General features: G+C 37.6%; 15 protein-coding genes and 1 riboswitch. Of the genes, 4 read left to right on the top strand and 11 right to left on the bottom strand.

The window, feature by feature from the left end; all coding sequences use genetic code 11:
- Positions 1-19: 19 nt before the first annotated feature.
- From scpA to BMX24_RS15705, 7 genes are all read right to left on the bottom strand, one after another.
- Positions 20-2,137 (bottom strand): methylmalonyl-CoA mutase, encoded by a 2,118-nt coding sequence (gene scpA, locus BMX24_RS15735; RefSeq protein ID WP_089794364.1) that lies wholly within the window; start codon positions 2,135-2,137, stop codon positions 20-22.
- Positions 2,138-2,492: 355 nt separating this feature from the next.
- Entirely contained in the window at positions 2,493-4,604 is a 2,112-nt protein-coding gene (locus tag BMX24_RS15730; protein WP_089794743.1) for a prolyl oligopeptidase family serine peptidase, read from the bottom strand.
- Between the two features lie 76 nt (positions 4,605-4,680).
- Positions 4,681-5,346, bottom strand: coding sequence for a hypothetical protein (locus BMX24_RS15725; protein WP_139176862.1), 666 nt, complete (start codon positions 5,344-5,346; stop codon positions 4,681-4,683).
- Positions 5,347-5,581: 235 nt separating this feature from the next.
- Positions 5,582-6,667, bottom strand: coding sequence for a peptide chain release factor 1 (prfA, locus tag BMX24_RS15720; protein ID WP_089794359.1), 1,086 nt, complete (start codon positions 6,665-6,667; stop codon positions 5,582-5,584).
- 977 nt (positions 6,668-7,644) lie between these two features.
- A complete protein-coding gene (locus BMX24_RS15715) occupies positions 7,645-8,952 on the bottom strand; it encodes an APC family permease (protein ID WP_089794356.1) in 1,308 nt (435 codons plus the stop codon).
- Between the two features lie 4 nt (positions 8,953-8,956).
- Entirely contained in the window at positions 8,957-11,407 is a 2,451-nt protein-coding gene (locus tag BMX24_RS15710; RefSeq protein ID WP_089794354.1) for a TonB-dependent receptor plug domain-containing protein, read from the bottom strand.
- 95 nt (positions 11,408-11,502) lie between these two features.
- Positions 11,503-11,609: riboswitch (SAM riboswitch) on the bottom strand.
- A gap of 136 nt (positions 11,610-11,745) precedes the next feature.
- Positions 11,746-14,586: an alpha-amylase family glycosyl hydrolase gene (locus BMX24_RS15705; RefSeq protein ID WP_089794351.1), complete on the bottom strand. Its 2,841-nt coding sequence runs from the start codon at positions 14,584-14,586 to the stop codon at positions 11,746-11,748.
- Positions 14,587-14,837: 251 nt separating this feature from the next.
- On the opposite strand from BMX24_RS15705, the gene BMX24_RS15700 reads away from it, so the two are divergent.
- Both BMX24_RS15700 and BMX24_RS15695 read left to right on the top strand, forming a co-directional pair.
- Positions 14,838-15,845, top strand: coding sequence for an alpha/beta fold hydrolase (locus tag BMX24_RS15700; RefSeq protein ID WP_089794350.1), 1,008 nt, complete (start codon positions 14,838-14,840; stop codon positions 15,843-15,845).
- A 136-nt stretch (positions 15,846-15,981) separates the two neighbouring features.
- Positions 15,982-16,413, top strand: a complete 432-nt coding sequence (locus tag BMX24_RS15695) for an organic hydroperoxide resistance protein (protein ID WP_089794348.1) — start codon at positions 15,982-15,984, stop codon at positions 16,411-16,413.
- A 152-nt stretch (positions 16,414-16,565) separates the two neighbouring features.
- Here BMX24_RS15695 and BMX24_RS15690 read toward each other — a convergent pair whose 3' ends face one another.
- A complete protein-coding gene (locus BMX24_RS15690; RefSeq protein WP_089794346.1) occupies positions 16,566-18,623 on the bottom strand; it encodes a T9SS type A sorting domain-containing protein in 2,058 nt (685 codons plus the stop codon).
- Positions 18,624-18,772: 149 nt separating this feature from the next.
- Here BMX24_RS15690 and BMX24_RS15685 point away from each other — a divergent pair, with 149 nt between their 5' ends.
- Positions 18,773-19,642: an AraC family transcriptional regulator gene (locus BMX24_RS15685; RefSeq protein ID WP_089794343.1), complete on the top strand. Its 870-nt coding sequence runs from the start codon at positions 18,773-18,775 to the stop codon at positions 19,640-19,642.
- A 99-nt stretch (positions 19,643-19,741) separates the two neighbouring features.
- On the opposite strand, the gene BMX24_RS15680 is transcribed toward BMX24_RS15685, so the two are convergent.
- Both BMX24_RS15680 and BMX24_RS15675 read right to left on the bottom strand, forming a co-directional pair.
- Complete coding sequence (locus tag BMX24_RS15680) at positions 19,742-20,023, bottom strand: hypothetical protein (protein ID WP_089794341.1); 282 nt, start codon at positions 20,021-20,023, stop codon at positions 19,742-19,744.
- Between the two features lie 186 nt (positions 20,024-20,209).
- Positions 20,210-21,817: a fumarate hydratase gene (locus BMX24_RS15675; protein WP_089794340.1), complete on the bottom strand. Its 1,608-nt coding sequence runs from the start codon at positions 21,815-21,817 to the stop codon at positions 20,210-20,212.
- Positions 21,818-22,135: 318 nt separating this feature from the next.
- Between BMX24_RS15675 and fumC the strand changes: the two genes are divergently transcribed.
- Positions 22,136-23,530, top strand: coding sequence for a class II fumarate hydratase (fumC, locus tag BMX24_RS15670; RefSeq protein WP_089794338.1), 1,395 nt, complete (start codon positions 22,136-22,138; stop codon positions 23,528-23,530).
- A gap of 65 nt (positions 23,531-23,595) precedes the next feature.
- On the opposite strand, the gene BMX24_RS15665 is transcribed toward fumC, so the two are convergent.
- On the bottom strand, positions 23,596-24,531 hold the full coding sequence (locus BMX24_RS15665) for a Dyp-type peroxidase (protein ID WP_089794336.1): 936 nt from the start codon (positions 24,529-24,531) through the stop codon (positions 23,596-23,598).
- Positions 24,532-24,578: the final 47 nt, after the last annotated feature.

Raw genomic sequence — 24,578 nt, 5'->3', positions numbered from 1 at the left:
ACACTTTCTAAAAGTTAATTTAATTTAAAAATTTCTCCAAAATATCTACGGCGCACTTAGGAAGATTTGTTCCCGGACCGAAGATGAAATCTGCTCCGTTGGCATATAGGAATTCATAATCCTGTTGCGGAATTACTCCACCAACAACGATGGTAATATCGTCTGCACCAAGCTTTTTCAATTCTTCAACCACCTGCGGAACCAATGTTTTGTGCCCCGCCGCCAATGATGAAACTCCCAAAATGTGAATATCATTTTCTACCGCCTGTTTTGCCACCTCTTCCGGAGTCTGGAATAACGGCGCAACGTCTACGTCAAATCCCATGTCCGCAAATGCCGTGGCTACTACTTTTGCTCCTCTGTCGTGCCCGTCCTGACCCATTTTGGCCACCATTAATCTTGGTCGGCGTCCTTCTTCTTCTTCAAATTTCTGAGTAAGGTTCAGGGCTTTTTCGAAATATTCATTTTTTCCTGCATTCATAGCATATACACCGGAAATTGTTTTAATATTTGCTTTATATCTTCCGAAGCTTTCTTCCATCGCATCGCTCATTTCACCAAGCGTCACTCTTCTGCGAGCCGCTTCGATACACAATGCGAGAAGGTTTCCTTTTCCTGTTTTTGCAGATTCTCTGATTTCATTTAAAATCTGTTCAACCGCTTCTGAATTTCTATTTTTCTTTATTGATTCTAATCTTTCGATTTGCTTTCTTCGAACTTCCGTATTATCAATATCCAAGATCTCAATAGCTTCTTGTTTTAAAGAAGACCTAAATGAATTAACTCCAATGATAAATTCTTCCCCACTATCGATTTTTGCCTGTTTTCTTGCTGCCGCTTCTTCGATTCTCATCTTTGGAATTCCTGCTTCGATGGCTTTTGTCATTCCGCCTTCCTGCTCCACCTCATCGATGTATTTCATGGCTTCCTCAATCATCTGTTGAGTCAGACTTTCCACCAGATTACTTCCACCCATCGGATCTACAACATCACAGATTCCGCTCTCCTGCTGAAGAATGATCTGTGTATTTCTCGCAATTTTCGCAGAATAATCTGTCGGAAGCGCAATGGCTTCATCCAAAGCATTGGTGTGAAGAGACTGAGTGCCGCCCAACGCTGAAGATAGTGCTTCAATCGCTGTTCTTGTAATATTGTTAAATGGTTCCTGCTCCGTTAAAGACCATCCTGATGTCTGAGAATGCGTTCTTAAAGCTAACGATTTTGGATTTTGCGGATTGAATTGCTTCAACAATTCTGCCCAGATATATCTTGCAGCACGCATTTTTGCAATTTCCATGAAGTGATTCATTCCGATAGCCCAGAAGAAGGATAATCTTGGGGCGAAATCATCGACATTCATTCCTGCTTTTATCCCTGTTCTTACATATTCCAGTCCGTCTGCAAGCGTGTAAGCCATTTCCAGAACCGGCGTTGCCCCGGCTTCCTGCATGTGATACCCGGAAATTGAAATTGAATTAAACTTAGGGATATTCTGAGAAGTGTATTCAAAAATATCGGCAATGATTTTCATTGAAGGCGCAGGTGGATAAATGTAGGTATTTCTCACCATGAATTCCTTCAAAATATCATTCTGAATGGTTCCTGAAAGTAATTCCTGCTTCACACCCTGCTCTTCCGCAGCCACGATATAAAAAGATAAAATCGGTAAAACCGCACCGTTCATCGTCATGGAAACTGAAATCTGATCTAATGGAATTTCATTAAATAAAATCTTCATATCCTCCACAGAATCAATCGCAACGCCAGCTTTTCCCACGTCACCCACCACTCTGGCGTGATCGGAATCGTATCCTCTGTGTGTCGCTAAATCGAAGGCTACGGATAGTCCTTTCTGCCCGGCTGCCAGATTTCTTCTGTAAAAAGCATTGGATTCTTCCGCTGTTGAAAATCCTGCATACTGACGGATCGTCCAAGGTTTTTGAACATACATTGTGGAATAGGGCCCTCTTAAATAGGGTGCAATTCCGGGAGCAGTGTGTGTTAATTCTTGATTTTTAACATCTTCTGCTTTGTAAGAAGATTTCAGCTGCAATCCATCTTTCTCGAATGGATAGACTTCCGTGTGTTTTTCAATGATATTAAATTGAGGAGTTTTATTCTGAACTTCCCGTCTCATACTTTCAGATTTATTAGATGGCTAAAATTACGCATTTTTGAAATAATAATTTTGGATTCATTTTTTAGCTGTTTGTGGTGTGGGAAGCATTGATTTTATTTTTTTGCTCTCGCGAATTTTGCTGATTAGGCAGATGATTGTGGGATATTTATGCTAAAAGCCGTGGATTGGTTTTAATTAAAAATACATTTTTAGTTCAGGGATGATGAAATGGGTGTCTTTTTTGTTTTCCACAGATTTCACGGATTTACACAGATTATTGTGGGTATTTGTGAAAAAATTTGTACTGATTTGTGTTTAAAATAAAAAAACGGGCTAAAGCCCGTTTCTATTGATGTTTATATTGATTTATTAATTATTTTCCTAATTTTCTAATTCCCATTTCGTATAAAGCAAAAGAAATCAGATCTGCATTTTCGCTGATCACCTGTTCGGTTGACCTTCCTGCTCCGTGTCCTGCATTTTTTTCGATTCTTAATAAAATAGGATTGTCGCAAGCCTGTTTTTCCTGTAGCTCTGCCCCGAATTTAAAAGAATGTGCCGGAACAACTCTGTCATCATGATCACTTGTAATAATCATTGTTGATGGGTAGCAAGTTCCCGCTTTTACATTATGAACCGGAGAATAAGATTTTAAATATTCGAACATTTCCTTGCTGTCTTCCGCTGTTCCATAATCGTAAGACCAACCTGCACCGGCCGTGAATTTATTATATCTCAACATATCCAAAACGCCTACCCCCGGAAAAGCAACTTTTGCCAGATCAGGACGCATCGTCATGGTTGCACCAACCAGCAATCCTCCATTTGATCGACCTGAAAGTGCCATATATTCTTTGGAAGTATATCCTTTAGTTTGTAAATATTCTCCTGCGGCAATGAAGTCGTTGAAAACATTTTTCTTTTGCTGCTTCGTTCCTGCGTCGTGCCATTTTTTACCATACTCACCACCACCACGGATGTTCGGAACGGCGTAGATACCTCCGTTTTCCATCCAGATTGCATTAACAACGGAAAAAGCAGGCTGCAAACTGATGTTGAACCCACCGTAAGAGTACAAAATAGTTGGATTTTTACCATCCAGTTTTGTTCCTTTTTTGTAATTGATCATCATCGGGATTTTTGTGCCGTCGTTGGACGTGTAAAATACCTGTTCAGAAACATAATCATCAGGATTAAACATCACTTTCGGCTTTTGATAAACCTCTGATTTTCCCGTATCTGCATTGAATTTATAGGTAGTTCCCGGAGTGATATAATTGGTAAACGAAAAATAGAGTTCTTTCTCTTTTTCTTTACCTCCGAAACCTGAAACATTTCCTTTTCCCGGAAGAGAAATTTCTCTCACCAGTTTCCCGTTTTTATCATACTGTTTTACTTTATCAATCGCATCGATCATATATGTTGCGAAGAAATAGCCTCCTCCAGTAGTGATTCCCAGTACATTTTCAGTTTGAGGGATAACATCTTTCCAGGTTTCCGGTGCCGGATTTTTAATGGTCGTTTTCACCAAACGTCCGTTCGGAGCATCTTTATCGGTATAAATAAAAATATCATCACCCTGTGTATCTACAACATTGGCATTGATATCAAAACCTTTGTTGATCTGAACAAAGTCTCCTCCGTTTTTTAAATCTTTTATATATAATTCATTTCCGTTGGTAGCGTTTGCTGCAGAAATAATCAGGTATCTCTGATCTTCAGAAACATCAGCTCCCAGATATCTTCTCGGAGTTTTTTCGCCTCCGAAAATCAATTGATCTTCAGACTGTTTTGTTCCTAATTTATGAAAATACACCTTGTGTTTATCTGTCATTCCGGAAAGTACGGTTCCTTCTTTCGGCTTGTCATAGCTTGAATAGTAGAACCCTTCATCTCCCTGCCATGCAATGCCGCTGAATTTTACATCGATTAAAGTTTCATCGATCTGTTTTTTAGAAATAGCATCAATGATGATGATTTTATTCCAGTCGCTACCGCCTTCCGAAATCGAATAAGCTGCAAGATTTCCTTTTTTGTTGAAAGATAATTGAGATAATGAAGTGGTTCCTTTTGCCGAAAATTTATTCGGATCCAGAAATACTTCCGTTACTTTTGTTTTATTATCTGTTCTGTATAAAACCGATTGTGCCTGTAATCCGTCATTTTTATAAAAATAGGTGTAATCGCCTTCTTTGAAAGGGGCAGAAATTTTTTCATAATTCCAGATATTCGTGAGCTGTTTTTTAATATCCTCTCTGAAAGGAATCTGCGAAAGGTAATTCTGGCTGTACGCCACTTCTTCATCCACCCATTTTTTCGTTGCATCAGAATCTTTTTCCAAATCCCGGAACGGGTCTGCCACTGCAGTTCCGAAATAGGTATCTTTCTGGCTGCCTTTTAATGCTTTAGGATACATCATTTTTTGTGAATACAATGTTGCCGAAAACAAAACTCCGGCGGTTAATAAGATCGGTTTAAAATTCATATCAAATTTCGATTTTACCAAAAATAATGAATCTCAACCAAATAAAAAAACCACTGAAAAGTAGTGGCTTTTAATATCAGTTTATATTTTTAAAATAAAACTCGTTCAGCTTCCAGGCCAGTTCCTGCGGTCCGCCGTTCCAGTAATAGGTGTCGCGGCCGTACTTGACCTCGTACAAATTAAAAGTGTGTTCAACTGAAATAGTCTTATCCGAATTTTTAAAATGATCTGTAAGATCTGTAAGATACTTTTTTATGGTTCCGGCATCGATAGTTTTAATATTTCCCATTTCGAATCCTGAAATATCTGAGGGAACTTTAAAACTCGCTTCATAAACAACCTCCGACAAATCCTCATTTTGCCCGTATTTATTATGAACTGATTTTACGCTTTTAATGATATATTTTCCTTCTTTAAAATTATTCACCAAAACATTAAAATAATCCTGAGCTTCTTTCTTACATTCCGAAGCAACATCAGGAGGAAGATTGGAAAGGAAAATCTTGGTAAAATATTCTACTCTCTCATTATAAGCGTCTCTAAGATTCATTCTATAAGTATTGTCTTTGCCCAAAAAATTGATGAGATAGCTATTAAGCTCTTTTACAGAATCATCGTCATATTTTACAAAGGAATTAAAATACAAACTAAAAACAGTTTCAGGCTTTAAAATATTTTGTGATTTTAAGTTTTGGATACAAAGTATCATCATCGCTACCAGAATAGCTTTAAAGATTTTCATAAGTATAGTTTTTCTCAGTTTTAGTGTAAAAAAGCCCCTGAATTCAAGAGCGGGATAAATATATTTAATTTTAATTAAAAAATATCCAATATTGATTGATTTTTTCAATAATATTCAATTATAGATAGTTATTTTTTAATGAAATACCATGTTTTCATAAAAATTAATTTTAAAACCAAAAAAAAGAAAAGCCCCCGGAAACCCGGAGACTTTAAAAAGATTTTATGTAAAGATTTTATAAACTTTCTTCTTCGCCTTTCATTTTTTCGGCGTTTTCAGCCATGATTACGGCATCGATCATTTCGGAAATATCTCCGTTCATATAGGCATCGAGGTTGTACATAGACTTGTTGATTCTATGATCTGTCACCCTTCCCTGAGGATAATTGTATGTTTTGATCTTCGCAGAACGATCACCTGTAGAAACCATCGTTTTTCTCTGTGCGGCAATATCTCCCTGCACTTCCTGCAGCTTGATATCGTATAATTTGGCACGAAGCATTTCCATCGCCAATTCACGGTTGGCCAACTGAGAACGCGCCTGCTGACAAACCACCACAATTCCTGAAGGTTTGTGTGTCAACTGAACTTTTGTTTCTACCTTGTTTACGTTCTGACCTCCGGCTCCACCTGAACGTGAAGTCTGCATCTCGATATCCGCAGGATTGATTTCAACATCCACCTCTTCAGCTTCCGGAAGAACTGCTATTGTGATTGCGGAAGTGTGAACTCTACCCTGAGATTCCGTTTCAGGAACACGCTGTACACGGTGAACTCCCGATTCAAACTTCATGATTCCGTAAACGCCTTCTCCTTCTACCTTCATGATGAGTTCTTTGTAGCCTTTCGCCGCTTCATTGGAATCCGTCACTTCATGTTTCCATCCTTTCGTTTTGAAATACATGGAATACATTCTGTAAATATCCTCCACAAAAATTGCGGCTTCATCACCACCCGTTCCGGCACGCAATTCCACGATTACGTTTTTATCATCTGCAGGATCTTTAGGAATTAATAATACTTTTAATTCTTCTTCCAATCCCGGAATTCTCGCCTGTGCTTCAAGTTTTTCTTCTTTTGCCAGATCTACCAGATCTCTGTCTGATCCATCGGCAATGATTTCGTCGGATTCTTCAATAGAATCTAAAGCACCTTTATATTGATCATAAACTTTTACAATTTTCCCCAAATCGCTATATTCTTTGTTCAGAGAAGAATATCTTTTCTGATCAGAAATAACATCAGGCTGAATAATAAGGTCTGCCACCTCATTATATCGTTGTTTTATAGCTTCTAATTTTGGAATTAATGATTTAGACATTATGAAAATTTTGTGGGTGCAAAGATAAGAATTATTAATTCAAAACTCAATAACCCATCTTATTACATTATTTTTTTGATTCTAATTTTCTATGTTTTTTTAGTTTTTACTTGATTTTATCATTCTGAATGGAGTTGGAACGTAGTAGACAATCTATTTTAAGGCATCTAGCCAGTGTCAGTTTGAGCGGAATCGAAGACTTTAACTTAAAAAATTCTTTATTAATAATGGATTTGTTTTAACGCAATGTTCGCGAAGCTTTTTCTTTGAATTAAATGTGGGTATTTTTCGTTCGCTAAGGCGTTTCACTTAGCGAATGATAGATGATTTTTAATTATTTTTTAAACCCTTTTTGTCAGTCTGAGCGGAGTCGAAGACTTTAACTTAAGATTCTATATTAAAGACGGATTTGTTTTAACGCAATGATCGCGAAGTTTTTTCTTTGAAATAATTGTAAATATTTTTCGTTTGCTAAGGCGTTTCACTCAGCGAATGATAAATGATTTTTTAATTATTTTTAAAACCTTTTTGTCAGTCTGAGCGGAGTCGAAGACTTTAACTTAAGATTCTATATTAATGACGGATTTGTTTTAACACAATGATCGCGAAGTTTTTTCTTTGAAATAATTGTAAATATTTTTTGTTCGCTAAGACGTTTCACTCAGCGAATGATAGATGATTTTTTAATTATTTTTAAAACCTTTTTGTCAGACTGGAAGAATCTAGGCTGCATTATTAGATATTCTTCGGTTTCGCTTAGAATGACATGCTAATACTAATTGTGTCTAAGTTTTTTTAACGCAAAGATTTAATTTAAAGAGTAATACATTCAAGTGAGCAAAGATTATCAACAAGTTGATTTGATGAAGTGGTATTTTCAAGCTTCGCGAAGTAAATCTATTTGCCTTTTCCTTCTAAAAATCAAAAGTTTACATAATTAATTTTTGCGTTAAAATTAAATTAATGATTCAAAAAAATCAGGAATCAATTTGAGATCTTGTAATTTTTCTATCGATCCAATACAAAACAATTCCTACCGCCACAATTCCCAAGCCGATAATGCTTTCCTTCGGATTATGAACTAAAGTGAAGTATAAAATATACACACTGAACAACAGAAAAACCGTTGGGAAAATGTAAAATAAGTTTGATTTAAAAATCTTCCTCTGATCTTTTTTAATAAAATAAGCCGTAGAAATCGCCAGACTGGCAAACAACTGAAGTATAAAAGAAGTATACACAAAAATCTCTTTAAAGCTTCCCGTTAAAATAATCAGTGATGCAATGACGGCATGTGCAAAAATAGCACGAACCGGAATTCTTTTATTATTACTGGCTGATAAGGTTTTCCATAATTTATTTTCTTTAGCAAAAGCCTGCGTCAATCTCGAACCTACCCACAAATACCCGCTGATTGTCGCCACCAATTGTAAAGCGATGAAAATATTCACCACCTTTCCAAAGGTATGACCAAGCATATTATTCGCGGCTTCTCCCATCACATCTTCTTTCCCTGCCAGCTGATGCAGGGGCGCATGTTTTAGCATAATAAAATTCACAAAAAGATAGCAAACTGTTACGAAAACCGTCCCGACAATTAATGATTTGGGAAGATTTTTTTGTACATCTTCAATTTCTCCCGCAATGTAAGAAGCCGAGTTCCATCCTGTATATGAATAGGTTACAAAAACCAAAGAAGTCGCAAAAGCAGGAAGCATGATCTCATTCTGCCAGGAATTATCAAAGTTTAAACTGTTCCCGATTTCCGGCTCAGAAAGTCCGACGCCGAGGATAATTAAGACAATGATAAAAACGATTTTAATGACTGTAAAAAAATTATGAAATCTACTCGAAGCTTTTAAACTAAATGATAAAAATATAGCAACCAGAAAAATCATTCCGATGGCAAATCCGTTTCCGAAAGAATAATTAAAAGCCGACAAATATTTTGACATCGCAAGAGCCGCGAGAGCTACCGGAGAAGAGAATCCGATAATCAGAGAAATCCAGCTCACCAGATATCCCAACAGCGGATGGTAGGTTTCTTTAAGATAAATAAAATCGCCGCCGTTCCCTTTGAAATGAGACCCTAATTCGGCATAGCAAAAAGCCCCGAATAAAGCCAGAATACCCCCGATAATCCAAAGCAGGAAAATGCTGTACGTATTGGTAACATCAACAAGCTGAAAACCCAGTGTCGTAAAAATACCCGTCCCGATCATATTCGAAACGACGATGGCTACAGCGGTTTTCCAGCCGATCTGGTGTGAAGTGGTGGTACTCATTTAATTAAAATGTAAAATTAAGTCTTCCAAAGAAATAATTCCCCAATGTTCCCATCTGAACAGGAGCATATTTGAAGACTCCAAAATAAGAATTTTCATAGATCTGCAGATCCGGGAAGACGTCAAAAACGTTGTTGGCTCCTGCGGTAAGGTTGATGTTTTTTGTAAAATTATAGCCCACACTCACGTCTGTCACTACTTTTGGGGTAAATTCTTGCACTCCTCCAAAAGGATATCCGTCTCTGGTCACTTTTCCGAAATAGGTATTTCTTACGAGAAAATTAAACTTGCCCATTCCGTAATTCAATCCCAGAGTAGCCTTTGTTTTTGGGGATAATGTTTCGATGATGTTCACCTGATCCGGTCCGAAAAATTCATTTTGCGGAGTCTGTAAATTGGCAGGAAAATGAAAATCTGTGATTTTTGTTTCGGTGTAATTTCCGGCGAGATTGATATTTAAATTTCCTCCTCCCACTTTCCAGTCGTAGGAAACCACTAGATCAACACCTTTTGTTTCCGTATCGACAGCGTTTGTGAAAAATCTCGCACTTTCCACCTCATTTCCGGCACCTACAATATTTGGATCCTGTAATCTCGAATCTGTAATATTACTTGTAATTACAATTCTGTCTTTCACGCCAATCCAGTAGCCGTCCAATGTTATGAATAATCCTCTGGCCGGTTTTAAAGTAAATCCTACACTTCCATTCACAGAAGTTTCCTGTTTTAATTTATCAAAGCCTAAAACTTCCGCAGCCTTACTGTAATTCGTGAAAATTCCTTTTGTTACAATTCCGTCTCCGGTTGTTGAGATGTCTGCATAAGAATTATTAAAATACTGCTGCTGCAAAGATGGCGCTCTGAAACCCGTTCCTACCGCAGCACGAATCGCATAGTTTTTCACAAATTCGTATCTCACCGCCAATTTCCCGTTCAATGTACTTCCAAAATCCGAGTAATTCTCGAATCTTCCGGCCAGATCAATATTTAATTTTTTATCTAAATCATAGGAAACATCCGCATAAACAGCTGTTGAATTTCTCGATTTAGACAAAGCATTTTTCGGTGAAAAACCAATGAACGATTGTGAGCCGCCAGCTCCGATAATATCACCAGAAGGAGTGGAAGCCGTCACCAAATTTCCGTAAATGTCATATCTCGCGTAAGATGCTTCATCTCCGGCTTTTATTTCATACTGTTCAAACCTGAATTCTCCTCCGAAAGCCACATTGAAATTCTTAATATTTTTAGAAACATCAAGATTAATGGTATTTTGAAGGAAACTGTGTGCTCCGGCATAAAAACTTGTAGGTGATTTTATTCCTAATGATGCATTGTTTGTGTTGCTTACATTATAATTAAAAATATTATTTCCGAAAGTATTGCTCAAATCAAAAAACCAGTCATTTTTATTATATTTTAATCCGATGGCATAAGACAGATCATACACCTTTGATCCTAAAACCGGCTGAAATCCGTTGGGATAAAGTTCCGCCACAACATTGGAAGTCTCGCTTGGAAGCCTTCTGAAACCAAAACCCTCCCCTTCTTTAATACTGAATCCTCCAAAAGAATAAAATTTCAGATGATCATTAAAAGAATATTCTGAATTGAAAAACAGCTGTGCCTGCTTTATTTGAGCATCCCCGATCTGGAAATTGAAATCATCACGGGTTAAGCCTCTTTCTTTGATGATGGCATCATCCGCAGCTCTTGCCGCCGCCGGATCTGCAGCGAAATCATAGGCAAAATTACTTCCGAAAATATCAAGATTATGATTTTGTGTTCGTATTGTTTTTCCTCTTTGGTTTAATTGTAAAGAGAGATTGATATAACTTCCTTTTTTTCCAAGAGAAGCTCCGTAATTTACTCCTGCCTGATATGTTTCTCCGTCGTTTCTTCCTGTTATTCCGTAATTTAAGCTGGCTGATCCACCGATATCTTTTTTAAGAATAATATTGATAACCCCTGCAATGGCGTCTGAACCGTACTGAGCTGCCGCTCCGTCTCTCAATACTTCTATTCTGTCGATGGCGATAACCGGAATTGTGCTTAAATCCGTTCCTACAGAACCATTTCCGACTGTATTTTGATAATTAACCAGAGATGTTGTATGTCTTCTTTTACCATTCACCAAAACCAGCACCTGATCAGGTCCCATTCCTCTCAACGTTACGGGATCGATGTGTTCCGTACCATCGGAAGCCGATTGTCTTACGGAATTGAATGACGGAATTACATAATTTAATAAATCCTGAACGGTAATCTGTGGTGAAGACTTTTGTATTTTTTCGATATTGATCACATCCACCGGAACCGGAGTTTCCACTTTCGTGCGTTTGGCATTACGGTTTCCGACGATGATCACGTCCTCTATCTGTTGTTCTTTTTCCTTTTCCTGCGCTGACGCGAAAACTGCTCCAAGCAATAAAATTGAAATGCTTAGTTTTTTCATCTTTTGTTTTTTGCAAAATTAATAATAAACCTGAACGGACAAAATCCGTAGACACAAAGACTTCAAGAAAATGGAATAACAGCAGAATTGCCATGGCATTATCTTCCCCCGATCGGGTTGGAATTAGCACCTTTACACACTGGAATTGTGTTGGTTGCTAAGGTTTCACAGGGCCAAATCCCTCCACCTTTCTTGATAAATCTACTGCAAAGGTAGACTAATTTTTGAAAACAGCAAAATGTCAATTGTGAATGGTGAATCTTGATGCCATAGAAAAGAGAGGTAGAAACTACCTCTCTTTATTTATTATTTTTGTCATTAGAATTACAAATTGTATCTTATTTTACAATCATCTTCTGAATGGCAACTCCGGTTTCAGATTTTAAATGCACCAGATAAGTTCCGGTCTGATAATTTGTTTTTAATTCATAGGTTCCGTCTTCATTTTTTAATTTAAATGAATCCATTTTTTTACCGCTCATATCGTAGATTGTGATTTCTCCGTTTTTGGCTTTGTGGTAAATTAATCTTGCCAAACCATTCTTCACAGGGTTATCAGCAATCTGTAGTGATAATTTGTTTTCAACATTTTCATCGATGGTCGACAAGCTTCCCACATAATTTCCAAAGATTCTGAATTCTCCTGGCAGAAGGGTGATCGGAGCTGTTGTAGAAGTGATATTTGAGATCGAATTATCCTTTAAATTCTGCCATTGCCCTGTGTAAGGAAAATAAGGCACAACATTTTGAGATGCAGTCGTATAATTCGCCAAAACCACAATATTTTTCACTCCGTTTGTAAGCGTATTATCATACACATAAATTCTTGTAATCAAACCATCCGGATCATTTGCAAGATTATTGGATTCTACACTGTATGTTTTTGACTTAAATACAGGATAGGTGTTTCTGATATTAATGATTTTCGCCCAAGTATCATACACTGCTTTTCTATTGGCGTTCGTGTCATATCCTAAAGTGAAGGCGATAGGTTTTTCATCTGTTCTGCAGCCGCTGTTGATAGATCCGTCCGCACATCTGTTGATGCTGAATTCATAGCCCAACTCTCCAAATTGCCAGATCATTTTCGGACCGGGAATTGTGAAGAATGTAGCACCGAAAGTTTTCATTCTTTCAAGGGCAGTGTTTAAATTTTTAACATCATAACTTCCGTTCACTGCACCATAAGCAAGATTTTTAAACATTAATCTTTCTTCATCATGGCTTTCCCCGTATCCTACGGCATGCATATTAGTAAAACCGTGAAGCGCATGATTCATTCTGTCATAGTTGCTGTTTTCTTTGTAGCCCATCGTATTCTGGTTGTAAGGATCGGTCTGCTTATTCCAAAGCATAACGCCTTTTCCTTCTGCAATTCTGTAATTTGCCCATTGCTGCTCTTCCTGATCGGTTCCCAAATGTTCAAAAATCATATAAGAATTCGGATCGATTGCCCATTGTTTGTCGGCATAATATTTCATGATGTCTACCCTGTCCTGCTGATAAGCGTTGGTACAGGTTTCATCATTTTCAGAGCAGCTTTGCGTGAATCCTTTCGTCAGATCCCAACGGAATCCGTCGATATGATATTCCGTAAGCCATTGCTGAAGACATCTTTCAACGTAATACTTAGTTGAAGAACTTGTGTGGTTAAAATCATTGAAAACATTGTATGAATGTTTCGGTACTGTATTGAAATATGGGTTGTTGGCTGCAACATTACCATAGCCGTCGCCATCCGGATCTACATTCCACAGTCTTACCAGAGGCGATCTTCCCGTTGCGTGGTTGAAGGCAACATCCAGAATAACAGCGATACCATTCTGATGGCACAGATCCACAAATTCTTTGAATTTTTCAGGCGTTCCGTACGCTTTATCCAAAGCATAATGGAAAGACGTATTGTATCCCCATGAAAGATTGCCTTCAAATTCCATGATTGGCATTAGCTCGATCGCGTTGATATTTAATCCTTTTAAATAATTGATTTTGTTAATCAATGACTGCCAGTTTTTTTCCTGGGTAAAATCTCTTAATAATAATTCATAAACAACCAAGTTTTCTTTAGCCGGCCTTGTGAAATTGGTCATCTGCCAATTGTAAGGAGTCTGCCCTGTTTTGAATAGAGAAACTTCAAATCCCTGTCCGGCAGGAAATGCAGGTAAATTCGGGTATGTTGCGGGAGAAATCCATTGATCGTCATAAGAAGATAAAATCTGTGGAGAGTAAGGATCTGCCACTTTTCTCAGGTCATTTGTCCTGTATTGGAAAGTATATAATTGCTGCGGGGTTAACCCACTCAATTCAATCCAGTATAAATCCGGATTTGTAGTGTCTCTTTTCATTAAATAAGCATCATCTACCGCCCAATTGTTGAAGCTTCCGATCACATGAACGAAATCTTTAGTCGGAGCATATAAAGCCAACCCTACTTTTGTATTATCGGTCGGATGATAATTGATTCCCTGTCTGATCCAATTCGGAATGGCTTCAGAAATTACATTCCTTGGAACCTGTAAAATAAAAGTTGCATTTTTCGAATTTGAATTTGTATCCGTTGCGATCAATTCCATATTGGCATCGCCAGTTACGGTGTAATTATATGAGTAAGAAGTTGTCGCTGTTGAAGTAGAATTTACAACAGTTCCGTTTGCTTTTAACTGAAAAGTAGCATTAACATTTGTTGTGGCCGTAATGTTGATTGAATTTCCCGTCGGAACCGAAGTCAAGCTGTTCGCGGCAGGATTTGTCATAGTTAAATTTAAAATACCAACATTTACAAAAATATCAGGAGATGTCTGATGAGAACCCGTTTTATCTTTTAATAAAAATCCAAATCTTCCGATTCCTGTTCTACCGTAAAAAGTAGTTGGTGTAAATGATAGTGAATAAGTATCTGTGACGGAATTGTAATTTAATTTATTCAACTCATTAGAATTGTTCCAGCTTCCATTGGTAGGGCAATCCTGACTGTTCTGGTAATTGGTGTCCAAAGACCACGACCAGATATAAATAGCATTATTTGAAACTCCCCATGCAGATTCATCAATCTGATTTCCAGGGACGGTAAGTGTAATGGCATCCGTTTCATTGAACGGATTTGGAGTAATGGTGTAGCTGATCTGTCCAAAAAACAGAGCAACGATAAACACCAGAACACCAGAATAAAATTTCTTCATAAAAATTGTTTTTTTCAAGTTAGTACGATACGAAAGTAATTTATTTTTTGAGAATTATTCATTTTTTATTGAAAAAAGATGAATATTAACCTGTTGAAATACTATGCATTAACTAATAAATTTAATACTTTGATTTAACCTTGCGTTTTGTCTTATTTAACGTAAGTTTTGTCCGGTTCGGCTAATTTACAATGGCTTTAAGCTGAGTAAGAACCTACTTTTGAATCATCAAATTTAAAATCTTAATAATTATGCTTTACAACTCAACACCCCAACAGATTTTTATTATTAAAAAATATTTGATCAGTGCGATCTTAGTTTTAATTTTCAGTTTTGGGTTAAACGCTCAACAAACAAAAGGCTCATTAGGCACTTTAAAACAAATCGACGCAGGAGTTCTGAATATTGGTTATACAGAAGCAGGTTCCTCTGACGGAACACCAGTCATTTTACTTCACGGATGGCCTTATGACATCCACAGTTACGAGGAAGTAGTTCCTATGCTGACAGCGAAAGGATACAGAGTAATCACCCCTTATTTAAGAGGTTTCGGAACCACTCGTTTTCTTTCTGACAAGACCATGAGAAACGGGCAGCAATCGGCTGTTGCAAGTGATATTATTGCTTTGATGGATGCATTAAAGATCGACAAAGCGATCGTTGGAGGATTTGATTGGGGAGCAAGAACGGCAGATGTAATGGCGGCACTTTGGCCGGAGCGAGTGAAAGGACTGGTTTCCGTAAGCGGATATTTGATCACTAATCTTGAAGCCAACAAAAAACCTTTGCCTCCTGCAGCGGAATTGGGATGGTGGTATCAATATTACTTCTCCACAGAGCGCGGTGAAAAAGGATATAAAGACAATACGTATGACTTTAATAAGCTGATCTGGAAAATCGCTTCTCCTTTATGGAATTTTGATAAAGCAACTTACGACCAAACCGCTCAGTCTTTCAATAATCCTGATCATGTGGCGATCGTTATTCACAATTACCGTTGGAGGTTGTCTTTAGCAAAAGGAGAAACAAAATATGATGCTTTGGAGAAAAAACTTTTTACCCGCCCGGTGATTACAGTTCCTTCAATTACCATCAGCAGTGATTTTGACGGAGCGGCCATTGACGGAAAAGCTTATGCAGACCGATTTACAGGAAAATATTCACATAAAATTTTAAAAGGAATCGGGCACAATGTTCCTCAGGAAGATCCGAAATCTTTCGCAGATGCCATTGTTGAAGTGGATGGATATTCAAAATAATTCAGGACTCGGAATGTCTTATTTAAGTTAAAAAATGTCTGGTTCATGTATTTTATAGTTACACAGAATTTTTAACAAAGCTAATTTTGACACAGAAATTTAAAAACCAATTAATAACAATCTAAATTTTTTAAAGATGGAAAATAATCAAACTTTACAAGCAAAAAAAGTACTATACACAGGAAAAACCCACACCACAGGAGGACGTGACGGATTTTCAAAAAGTTCAGACGATAATCTTAATGTAAAACTTTCAACTCCCGGAGGAACAGAACCCGGTACAAACCCTGAACAGCTTTTTGCAGCAGGATGGTCGGCTTGTTTTATCGGTGCTTTGGGAATCGCAGCGAGAAAAAGAAAAATCAGACTTTCATCTGAAACCGCTGTAGACGCAGAAGTAGATCTATGTATGGAAGATGATGCTTATTTTTTACAGGCCCGTTTGAATGTAAGCCTTCCGGGAATCGATAATGAAACTGCCAAACTGCTTACCGAAGAAGCTCATCAGACTTGTCCTTATTCTAAAATGTCAAGAGGAAATATTCATGTAGAAATTAATATCATTTAATCTTTTCAGATTTTACCTATATTTTTTATTTAAACAGAATCCGGCGCGGGACTTCGTCCCGCGCCGGATTTCCTATGTAATTTAAATGAACTCGATATTTAAAGCAAAAGGCTTAGTAAAAGCTTTTTGTCAATTAATCAAATAGGTGTAAATTAATTTTTCACCACTTTTTTAGAGAAGCTCTGCCCGTTCTTTAATGTTAATTCTACAATATACATCCCGTTCGGAAGACCTTGTATATTAATCTGATGATTAGAGAACTGAACATTTATTTTTTGTCCGACAGCATTGATAACATTTACATTTTCAATGGATGAATCTGTTTTAATATTTAAAATTCCATTGGTAGGATTTGGATATATTCCGATTGAATTCATTTTACTATTGACATCTGAAGTTGCTAATCCGGTAAAATCTTTGACACACCTTACCGACTCGCCCTGTCCCCTTGGTGCACCGGATGAAGGATTGGCGATAGTGGTTCCGATGTACAGATATTTCCCGCCTGTATTGGCTGTGTCTGAGCTCCAGTAATATCCTCTCTGCCCAACATAAGAGAAACTACCCGTGGTATTGCTTCTGTTACCTCCGGCTGGTAACTTCAGATAACTTGAATAAGCTGTGGCAGGATTGGCAATTCCTTCTGCGCTCACCAAACCTGTCCAATCTGCCTGGGAAGGCATTTTCCAACCCGAACCGATTGCTTTGCACGGATCTGCACCGATTGCCTGAGAAATTGCCGCTGCTGAATCTGCATTCCAGGCATCACTCGTTGCATTTGTCGCCCACCATGAGCCGGAACCTGAACCAATGATGAAAGCACTGATTCCTGATAATCCGTCCGGAGAATTTGTAGAAGGAGTAGTAGCCGTGGCAGAATTTCTCAACTGGTGACCGTCATCCCATCTTCCCCACTGGAAAAGGTCTCCGAAAGAATCTACATCATCAAAAGAAGAAGCAACCTTTGTGCTGCCCAAATTCTGTTGAAACCACACTTTTCCATCTGCACCTCTTACCGTTGTATAAGTCACAGACTGGCCTCTGTAATTGAATGTAACACAGCCCAGATCTCCCGTATTCGTTCCCGGATCCGTGTTATTGCAAGCCGGAGTAAGGGAAATTCTCTTCACTTTCGTTCCGTTTTGTGAATAGGCTGCAGCAAGGTAATTATTGGCTTTATCAATTGCCAAATCATTGAAGGTTGCCTGACCGTCTGAAATAAAATTTCCTCCAAAAGTCGTCCAGGTTTGGGATGCGTTATCTAATCTGTAAGCTGTATTTCTTAAATAATCATCATTTTCCCAACGGCTTGCAATCACATAAGGCGTTCCTGTGGAAGTCACCGCAATGGCAACGTGTTGCACTTTCCCACTGGAAAAATTGCTATTTCCCAGTTGTATCCAGTTTGTTCCGTCGAATTTTTTTACATTTAATTTTTGTCCGTTTGCTACATTGGAAACATAAGCGACATACAAATTATTATTGGCGTCGATCGCTATGTCTGAAGTATATTGCTCACCGGAGGAAGAAGCATCTACAATACTTCCGCCCACTAAAGTCCAGTTATCTGAAGCCGTTGCTGTCGTTGTATTCTCGTAAACTTTTACTCCGCTTGAAGTATTACAGGTATAGACTTTATTATTTGTCCCGATCACCATTTCGGCAAAAGCAGCTCCGTTTGAAAATCCTGTGTTTCCTACCTGTTCCCAGGTTCCGTTTACATACCTTTGAACCGTTCCGGAATTGTGAGTGGAATAGGTAAATAAAACATTGGAAGCAGAAACTGCCGAAGCCTGATAATTAATTGTGCTTGTGGTCGGACTTGGTAATTGTGTCCACGAATTTCCGTTGAACTGACGAACTTCAAGCCCCGTTCCCTGATTGGTATAATATAAGTTACCTACGCCATCCAAACTTAAAGAATTAAAAGTTGCCGTCCCGTTGGTAATTCCCGCACTTCCTCCTACGTACGACCATGAAGCTCCGTCAAACATCTGTACAGAACCTTTTGCAACAGAAGTATCATAATAAGAAACATAATATTTTCCATTGTTGATTACCAGATTATTATAACTGCTTCCTCCCGCGGAAATGGTTGCCACACCTCCTACATCTTCCCATTGCTGGGCATATGCATAACTCACCGCGATAGCCAAAACTCCTAAACCCACGCTCATTTTTCGCACCGCAATATGTAATTTTCCAAACATAATTATTATTATTTTTATTTATTCTAAATTATATTTAATTTTGTGCAAAATTAGCTGACATTATTAACCGCAGGTTATCATTATCAAACTTTTTGTTATCCTGTACTCAGCTTTTGCTTAAAATTGTACCATACCGTAAAAATGCTCGAATGAAGAATCAACCTGATAGAAAAATATTGTTCAGATCCGATGACATTGAAATTTGTTTGCAGGAAGATTTGTATCCTGAAAAATTTTCAAGATCGATGATGATTGAGGGGAAATCGAGTTTTAACTTACTTTTTTTGCTGAGCCAGAATATTCATCTCGAAGCCCAGGATTGCGGGACAAGATTTAGTTTTAAAAAAAATCAGTACATACTTCATTATTCGCCGCAGGAAAGTACAGCTGAGCTCTGGACGGAAAATCTGGAAACTCTGCATTATCTACAAATTCAGATTAATTATGACTATATTTTCCACCTCATCAATCCTGAATCCAATAAAGAAAATGCTGATATTCTCGAAAATATGATCAAAAACAATTATATTTTTCTTCATAAGCAGACTCCGCCTTACATGACGGTTGAAATGCATATGATTGTAAAGGAAATTGTAAGCTATTCTAAAAAAGGAGTGATGCAGAAACTTTTCATTGAAGCAAAAATTATTAAACTTTTAATCCTGATTTTCGAACAGTTTAATGAAAAAAACACCGTTGAAGAAAGTCCGGAAATCCCTTCGATGATCAAAAAATTTGTTGATGAAAATTATCACGAAAACATCAAAGTTGAAGAAATCGGAAAACGCATCGGTATTAATCAGAATAAAATCCGAAAAGAATTCAAGGCTCAGTACAACATTACTGTGAGTGATTATATTGCAGAATTAAGAATGCTGAAAGCAAAAAAAATGATCATTAATAAAAAAATCATGATTAAAGAAATTGCCATAGAATGCGGATATGAATATGTACAGAATTTTACAAGGGCATTTAAAAAGAAATTCGGCATCTCACCGGAAAAACTGAGAAATGGGTAAACGAAAAAACCACTTACAAAAATAAGTGGTTTAATATATGTTGTTTTGCTTTGATATTGCTTTCTCAGAATTCAGGTGAGAAAACAATGACAAAATCAATTAATGATGATGTCCGTGACTATCGTGTAAGAAAGGACCGTTCCCTTTAGGCTCGCTGAAGATTACTTCCACTCCTTCCTGTTCATAAATCATTTTTCTTCTGATATCTTCCGGATCGAATGGCTTCACTTTTCCGAAATACTCCTTTAAACCTTCAGTCAACCACAATGGAATTACAAAACCGAAGAACATAAAAATACACCAGAATCCTACAAGGAACATTGTAAAGAAAAAGATTGTCCAAAGGAACTGGTAAAACGGCCAAAATGCTGATAAAATCATTATCATTTCTTAAAGATTTTAGGCAAAAATAGGACTTTTTATTTTTGTACACAAAAGATATACGCCCTATTTTTATTATTTATTTTAATTTTAAACTAATAAGTAGACAAAGAAGATAATACACAAATAGAGAATAGACCAACAATCTACTATCTTTTCGTCTATCATCAATTTGTCTTTTTTATTTTAATGCGCCAAATTTGCAAAGAAATCATTCCCTTTATCATCCGTAATGATGAACGCAGGGAAGTCTTTTACTTCAATTTTTCTTACCGCTTCCATACCCAATTCCGGGAAATCTACTACATCTACAGACACAATATTATCTTTTGCCAGGATTGCAGCAGGTCCTCCGATAGATCCCAAATAGAAACCTCCGTATTTATTACAAGCATTTGTCACATCTTTACTTCTGTTTCCTTTTGCCAGCATGATCATGCTTCCGCCATGGCTTTGGAATTCATCCACATACACATCCATTCTACCTGCCGTTGTCGGCCCGAAGCTTCCTGAAGCCATTCCTTCCGGAGTTTTTGCAGGTCCGGCATAATAAATCGGGTGATTTTTAAAATATTCAGGCATCGGTTTTCCGCTATCGATAATTTCTTTGATTTTTGCGTGAGCAATGTCTCTTGCAACGATCAGCGTTCCGTTTAATTTTAATCTAGTTTTGATTGGATATTTTGAAAGTTCCGCTAAAATTTCCTGCATGGGTTTATTTAAATCAATTTCTACCGCTTCCTCCAAATGTGGTGGCGTTGCCGGTAAAAATCTTTTCGGATCCTGCTCCAGTTGCTCAAGGAAAATACCTTCTTTCGTAATTTTTCCTTTAATATTTCTGTCTGCCGAACAAGAAACTCCCATTCCAACAGGGCAAGAAGCCGCGTGACGAGGAAGCCTGATCACTCTCACGTCGTGTGTCAGATATTTCCCACCAAACTGTGCTCCAATTGCACTTTCCTGGCAGATTTTCTGAACTTTAGCTTCCCACTCCAGATCTCTGAAAGCCTGGCCCGCTTCGTTTCCTTCCGTCGGAAGATTGTCGTAATATTTTGCAGATGCTTTTTTCACAGCCGCCAAATTAGCTTCAGCAGAAGTTCCACCGATTACCAAAGCCAAATGATAAGGCGGACAGGCAGCAGTTCCCAAATCTGAAATTTTCTCCTTGATAAACTCTTCCAGAGATTTTTCGTTCAGTAAAGATTTTGTTTTTTGATATAAGAATGTTTTGTTGGCAGAACCCCCTCCTTTTGTTAAAAATAAAAATTCGTAGTAATCTCCTTTTTTAGCATAAATATCAATTTGTGCCGGAAGATTGGAACCTGAGTTTTTCTCATCAAACATCGTTAAAGGAACCACCTGAGAATATCTTAAATTTCTTTTTTGATAAGTATTAAAAATTCCTTTGCTTAAATATTCGCCGTCATCTACTCCCGTATACACATTTTCTCCTTTTTTCCCCATCACGATTGCCGTTCCCGTATCCTGGCAAGAAGGTAAAGCTCCTTCAGCAGCTACAGCAGCATTTTGCAATAAATTGTAAGCAACGAATCTGTCGTTATCTGTAGCTTCAGGATCGTCGATAATTCTCCTCAAACTTTCCAAATGAGAAGAACGAAGCATGAAGGAAACATCTGCCATCGCTTCTTCTGCCAATAGCTCAAGACCTTTCGGATCAACGGTTAAAATCTCTCTGTCACCCAGTTTTTCAACTTTTACATAATCTGATGTAAGCTTCTTGTACACCGTATCATCTTTCTGAATCGGATACGGATCCTGATATCTAAATTCCATTCTACTTTTTCTTTGGGTGCAAAAATACGGCTTACGCAAAAAACATGAGTAAAATCAGTGACTTAGATTGATATTTATAATGATTATAAATTGCGAGGGTTTTTATTATTGAGTAATTTTATTGGAGAATATTTTTAACCATAAAAGACCCAAAATTTTTTTAAACACATTAGTAATTTTTAAGTTTAATTAAATAGTGTTTTAGAAGAACTCATTAGATTTTCATTTTTGTGAACTTTTAAAGATTTTATTATTCAACTTAAAATTTAAAATAAATCTTTTGTGGTCAAATAAAAATTAAAATAAATTTCAATCACAATGAATTACAGAATAGAAAAAGACACCATGGGTGAAGTGCAGGTTCCTGCGGATAAGTTTTGGGGCGCACAGACAGAACGCTCCAGAAATAATTTCAAAATCGGTCCGGAAGGTTCTATGCCACACGAGATCATCGAAGCTTTTGCTTATTTAAAAAAAGCGGCAGCATTTACCAATACTGATTTGGGCGTTCTTCCCGCCGAAAAAAGAGATATGATCGCTACTGTTTGTGATGAAATCTTAGAAGGAAAACTAAACGAGCAATTTCCTTTGGTGATCTGGCAAACCGGTTCGGGAACCCAGTCTAACATGAATGTGAATGAAGTGATTTCAAACAGAGCTCATGTCAACAACGGCGGAACTTTAGGGGACAAATCGGAAATTCACCCGAATGATGATGTGAATAAATCCCAATCTTCCAACGACACGTATCCAACTGCCATGCATATCGCTGCTTATAAAAAAGTGGTGGAAGTAACCATTCCTGCTGTTGAAAAATTAAAAAATACACTAGCTGAAAAATCGGCTGCTTTTAAAGATATCGTTAAAATCGGGAGAACACATTTAATGGACGCTACTCCATTAACTTTAGGTCAGGAATTTTCAGGATATGTGGCTCAGTTGGAATTTGGATTGAGAGCCTTAAAAAACACGTTGCCTCACCTTTCAGAACTTGCTTTGGGAGGAACTGCAGTAGGAACAGGATTGAACACTCCTCAAGGGTATGATGTAAAAGTTGCCGAATATATTGCAAAATTTACCAACCTTCCTTTTGTAACCGCAGAAAATAAATTTGAGGCTTTGGCCGCTCATGACGCTATCGTAGAATCACACGGAGCATTGAAGCAACTGGCTGTTTCTTTATATAAAATTGCTCAAGACATTAGATTACTGGCTTCAGGGCCACGTTCGGGGATCGGGGAAATTCATATTCCGGAAAACGAACCAGGTTCATCTATCATGCCGGGAAAAGTAAATCCTACACAAAATGAAGCGATGACAATGGTTTGCGCTCAGGTGTTAGGAAATGATACAACGATCTCATTTGCAGGAACTCAGGGAAATTATGAATTGAACGTTTTCAAACCTGTGATGGCTTACAATTTCTTACAATCTGCTCAATTAATTGCTGATGCTTGCATCTCGTTTAACGACCATTGTGCAGTGGGAATTGAGCCAAATCATGAAAGAATCAAAGAACTGGTTGATAAATCTTTGATGCTGGTAACTGCTTTGAACACTCATATAGGTTACGAAAATGCAGCAAAAATCGCAAAAACCGCCCACAAGAACGGAACTACTTTAAAAGAAGAAGCCGTAAATCTGGGACTTTTAACCGCCGAGCAATTTGACGAGTGGGTAAAACCGGAAGATATGGTGGGAAGTTTAAAATAAAATGATTTTTTAATTGATAGATTAAATGTTAGAAAACCTCAGAAATTCTGAGGTTTTTATTTTGTTTAGCCTGAAAAATCATCCAGCATATTTTTTGTCGGAATAAAGAAAAGCGTTCCCGTAACTGCCGTACTGAAATCTAAAATCCGGTCATGGTTTCCCGGAGGATCACCGATGAACATATTCGTCAGCATTTTTTTTGTAGTGCTGAAAGTACTCGCATAAGAAATAAAATAAGTTCCAAATTCACCCATGGAAGGACTCCCGAAAGGCATGTTGTCTCTTACAATTTTTAATTCTTCGCCGTTTTCGCCTTCGATATTTGCCAATGCGATGTGAGAATTGGAAGGTTTTACATCATCAGACATTTCAATATCATTTTCCTTCGACCGACCGATTACTTTCTCCTGTTCCTCTACCGAAAGACTTCTCCAAGCGTTGATATTGTGAAGGTATTTTTGAGTAAAAAGATAACTTCCTCCTTTATATTGTAAATCTTCGTCCCCTATTTTAGCGAAAAAATCCCGGTCTTCATTGTGCGGATTTTCCGTTCCGTCTACAAAACCGAGAATTGAACGGTCGTCCCAATATTTAAATCCATGAATTTCCAGAATACTTTCCGCAACTGGCGTTAATAATTTTGAAATCTCAATCGCCATATCAAAAATGATACTTTTATCGTCTGCCCTCAAATGAAAATGCAAGTCTCCCGGTGTTGAAACTGCGGTATGCTTATCTCCTCTGATTTCTTCAAAATTCACCAGTTCTTTGGGAAGCGGAGTCGGAAGCTCCAGGATTTTCCATGCATTATGCCCGATTCCCATCACGCAGCTCGCCCTGCTGTCGGGAAATCTGTTGAAAACGGAATTATTAAGATTCAATACCAAAGCGCTTAATTGCTGGAAAATTTCCTTCAGCTTGGGATCATCTACCAATCTCCAAACCATGAAAATTGTATTGCTGTTCGGATAGTCGGTGACGTTTTGCGATTCTATTTTCATTATTATTAGTTTTTACTTATTCAAACCTTGAAGGTTTAATTTATATC

Source organism: Chryseobacterium wanjuense (genome assembly GCF_900111495.1).
Taxonomy (GTDB): domain Bacteria; phylum Bacteroidota; class Bacteroidia; order Flavobacteriales; family Weeksellaceae; genus Chryseobacterium; species Chryseobacterium wanjuense.
The sequence above is the reverse complement of the archived record's forward strand: the minus strand, read 5'-3'. Positions and strand labels throughout refer to the sequence as shown.

Excerpts from the sequence above, each read along its gene's own strand:
- fumC (WP_089794338.1), top strand. The coding sequence starts at position 22,136 with ATGAATTACAGAATAGAAAAAGACACCATGGGTGAAGTGCAGGTTCCT.
- BMX24_RS15710 (WP_089794354.1), bottom strand. The coding sequence starts at position 11,407 with ATGAAAAAACTAAGCATTTCAATTTTATTGCTTGGAGCAGTTTTCGCG.
- BMX24_RS15680 (WP_089794341.1), bottom strand. The coding sequence starts at position 20,023 with ATGATTTTATCAGCATTTTGGCCGTTTTACCAGTTCCTTTGGACAATC.
- BMX24_RS15695 (WP_089794348.1), top strand. The coding sequence starts at position 15,982 with ATGGAAAATAATCAAACTTTACAAGCAAAAAAAGTACTATACACAGGA.
- BMX24_RS15665 (WP_089794336.1), bottom strand. The coding sequence starts at position 24,531 with ATGAAAATAGAATCGCAAAACGTCACCGACTATCCGAACAGCAATACA.
- BMX24_RS15730 (WP_089794743.1), bottom strand. The coding sequence starts at position 4,604 with ATGAATTTTAAACCGATCTTATTAACCGCCGGAGTTTTGTTTTCGGCA.
- BMX24_RS15715 (WP_089794356.1), bottom strand. The coding sequence starts at position 8,952 with ATGAGTACCACCACTTCACACCAGATCGGCTGGAAAACCGCTGTAGCC.
- BMX24_RS15705 (WP_089794351.1), bottom strand. The coding sequence starts at position 14,586 with ATGAAGAAATTTTATTCTGGTGTTCTGGTGTTTATCGTTGCTCTGTTT.
- prfA (WP_089794359.1), bottom strand. The coding sequence starts at position 6,667 with ATGTCTAAATCATTAATTCCAAAATTAGAAGCTATAAAACAACGATAT.
- scpA (WP_089794364.1), bottom strand. The coding sequence starts at position 2,137 with ATGAGACGGGAAGTTCAGAATAAAACTCCTCAATTTAATATCATTGAA.
- BMX24_RS15725 (WP_139176862.1), bottom strand. The coding sequence starts at position 5,346 with ATGAAAATCTTTAAAGCTATTCTGGTAGCGATGATGATACTTTGTATC.
- BMX24_RS15675 (WP_089794340.1), bottom strand. The coding sequence starts at position 21,817 with ATGGAATTTAGATATCAGGATCCGTATCCGATTCAGAAAGATGATACG.
- BMX24_RS15685 (WP_089794343.1), top strand. The coding sequence starts at position 18,773 with ATGAAGAATCAACCTGATAGAAAAATATTGTTCAGATCCGATGACATT.
- BMX24_RS15690 (WP_089794346.1), bottom strand. The coding sequence starts at position 18,623 with ATGTTTGGAAAATTACATATTGCGGTGCGAAAAATGAGCGTGGGTTTA.
- BMX24_RS15700 (WP_089794350.1), top strand. The coding sequence starts at position 14,838 with ATGCTTTACAACTCAACACCCCAACAGATTTTTATTATTAAAAAATAT.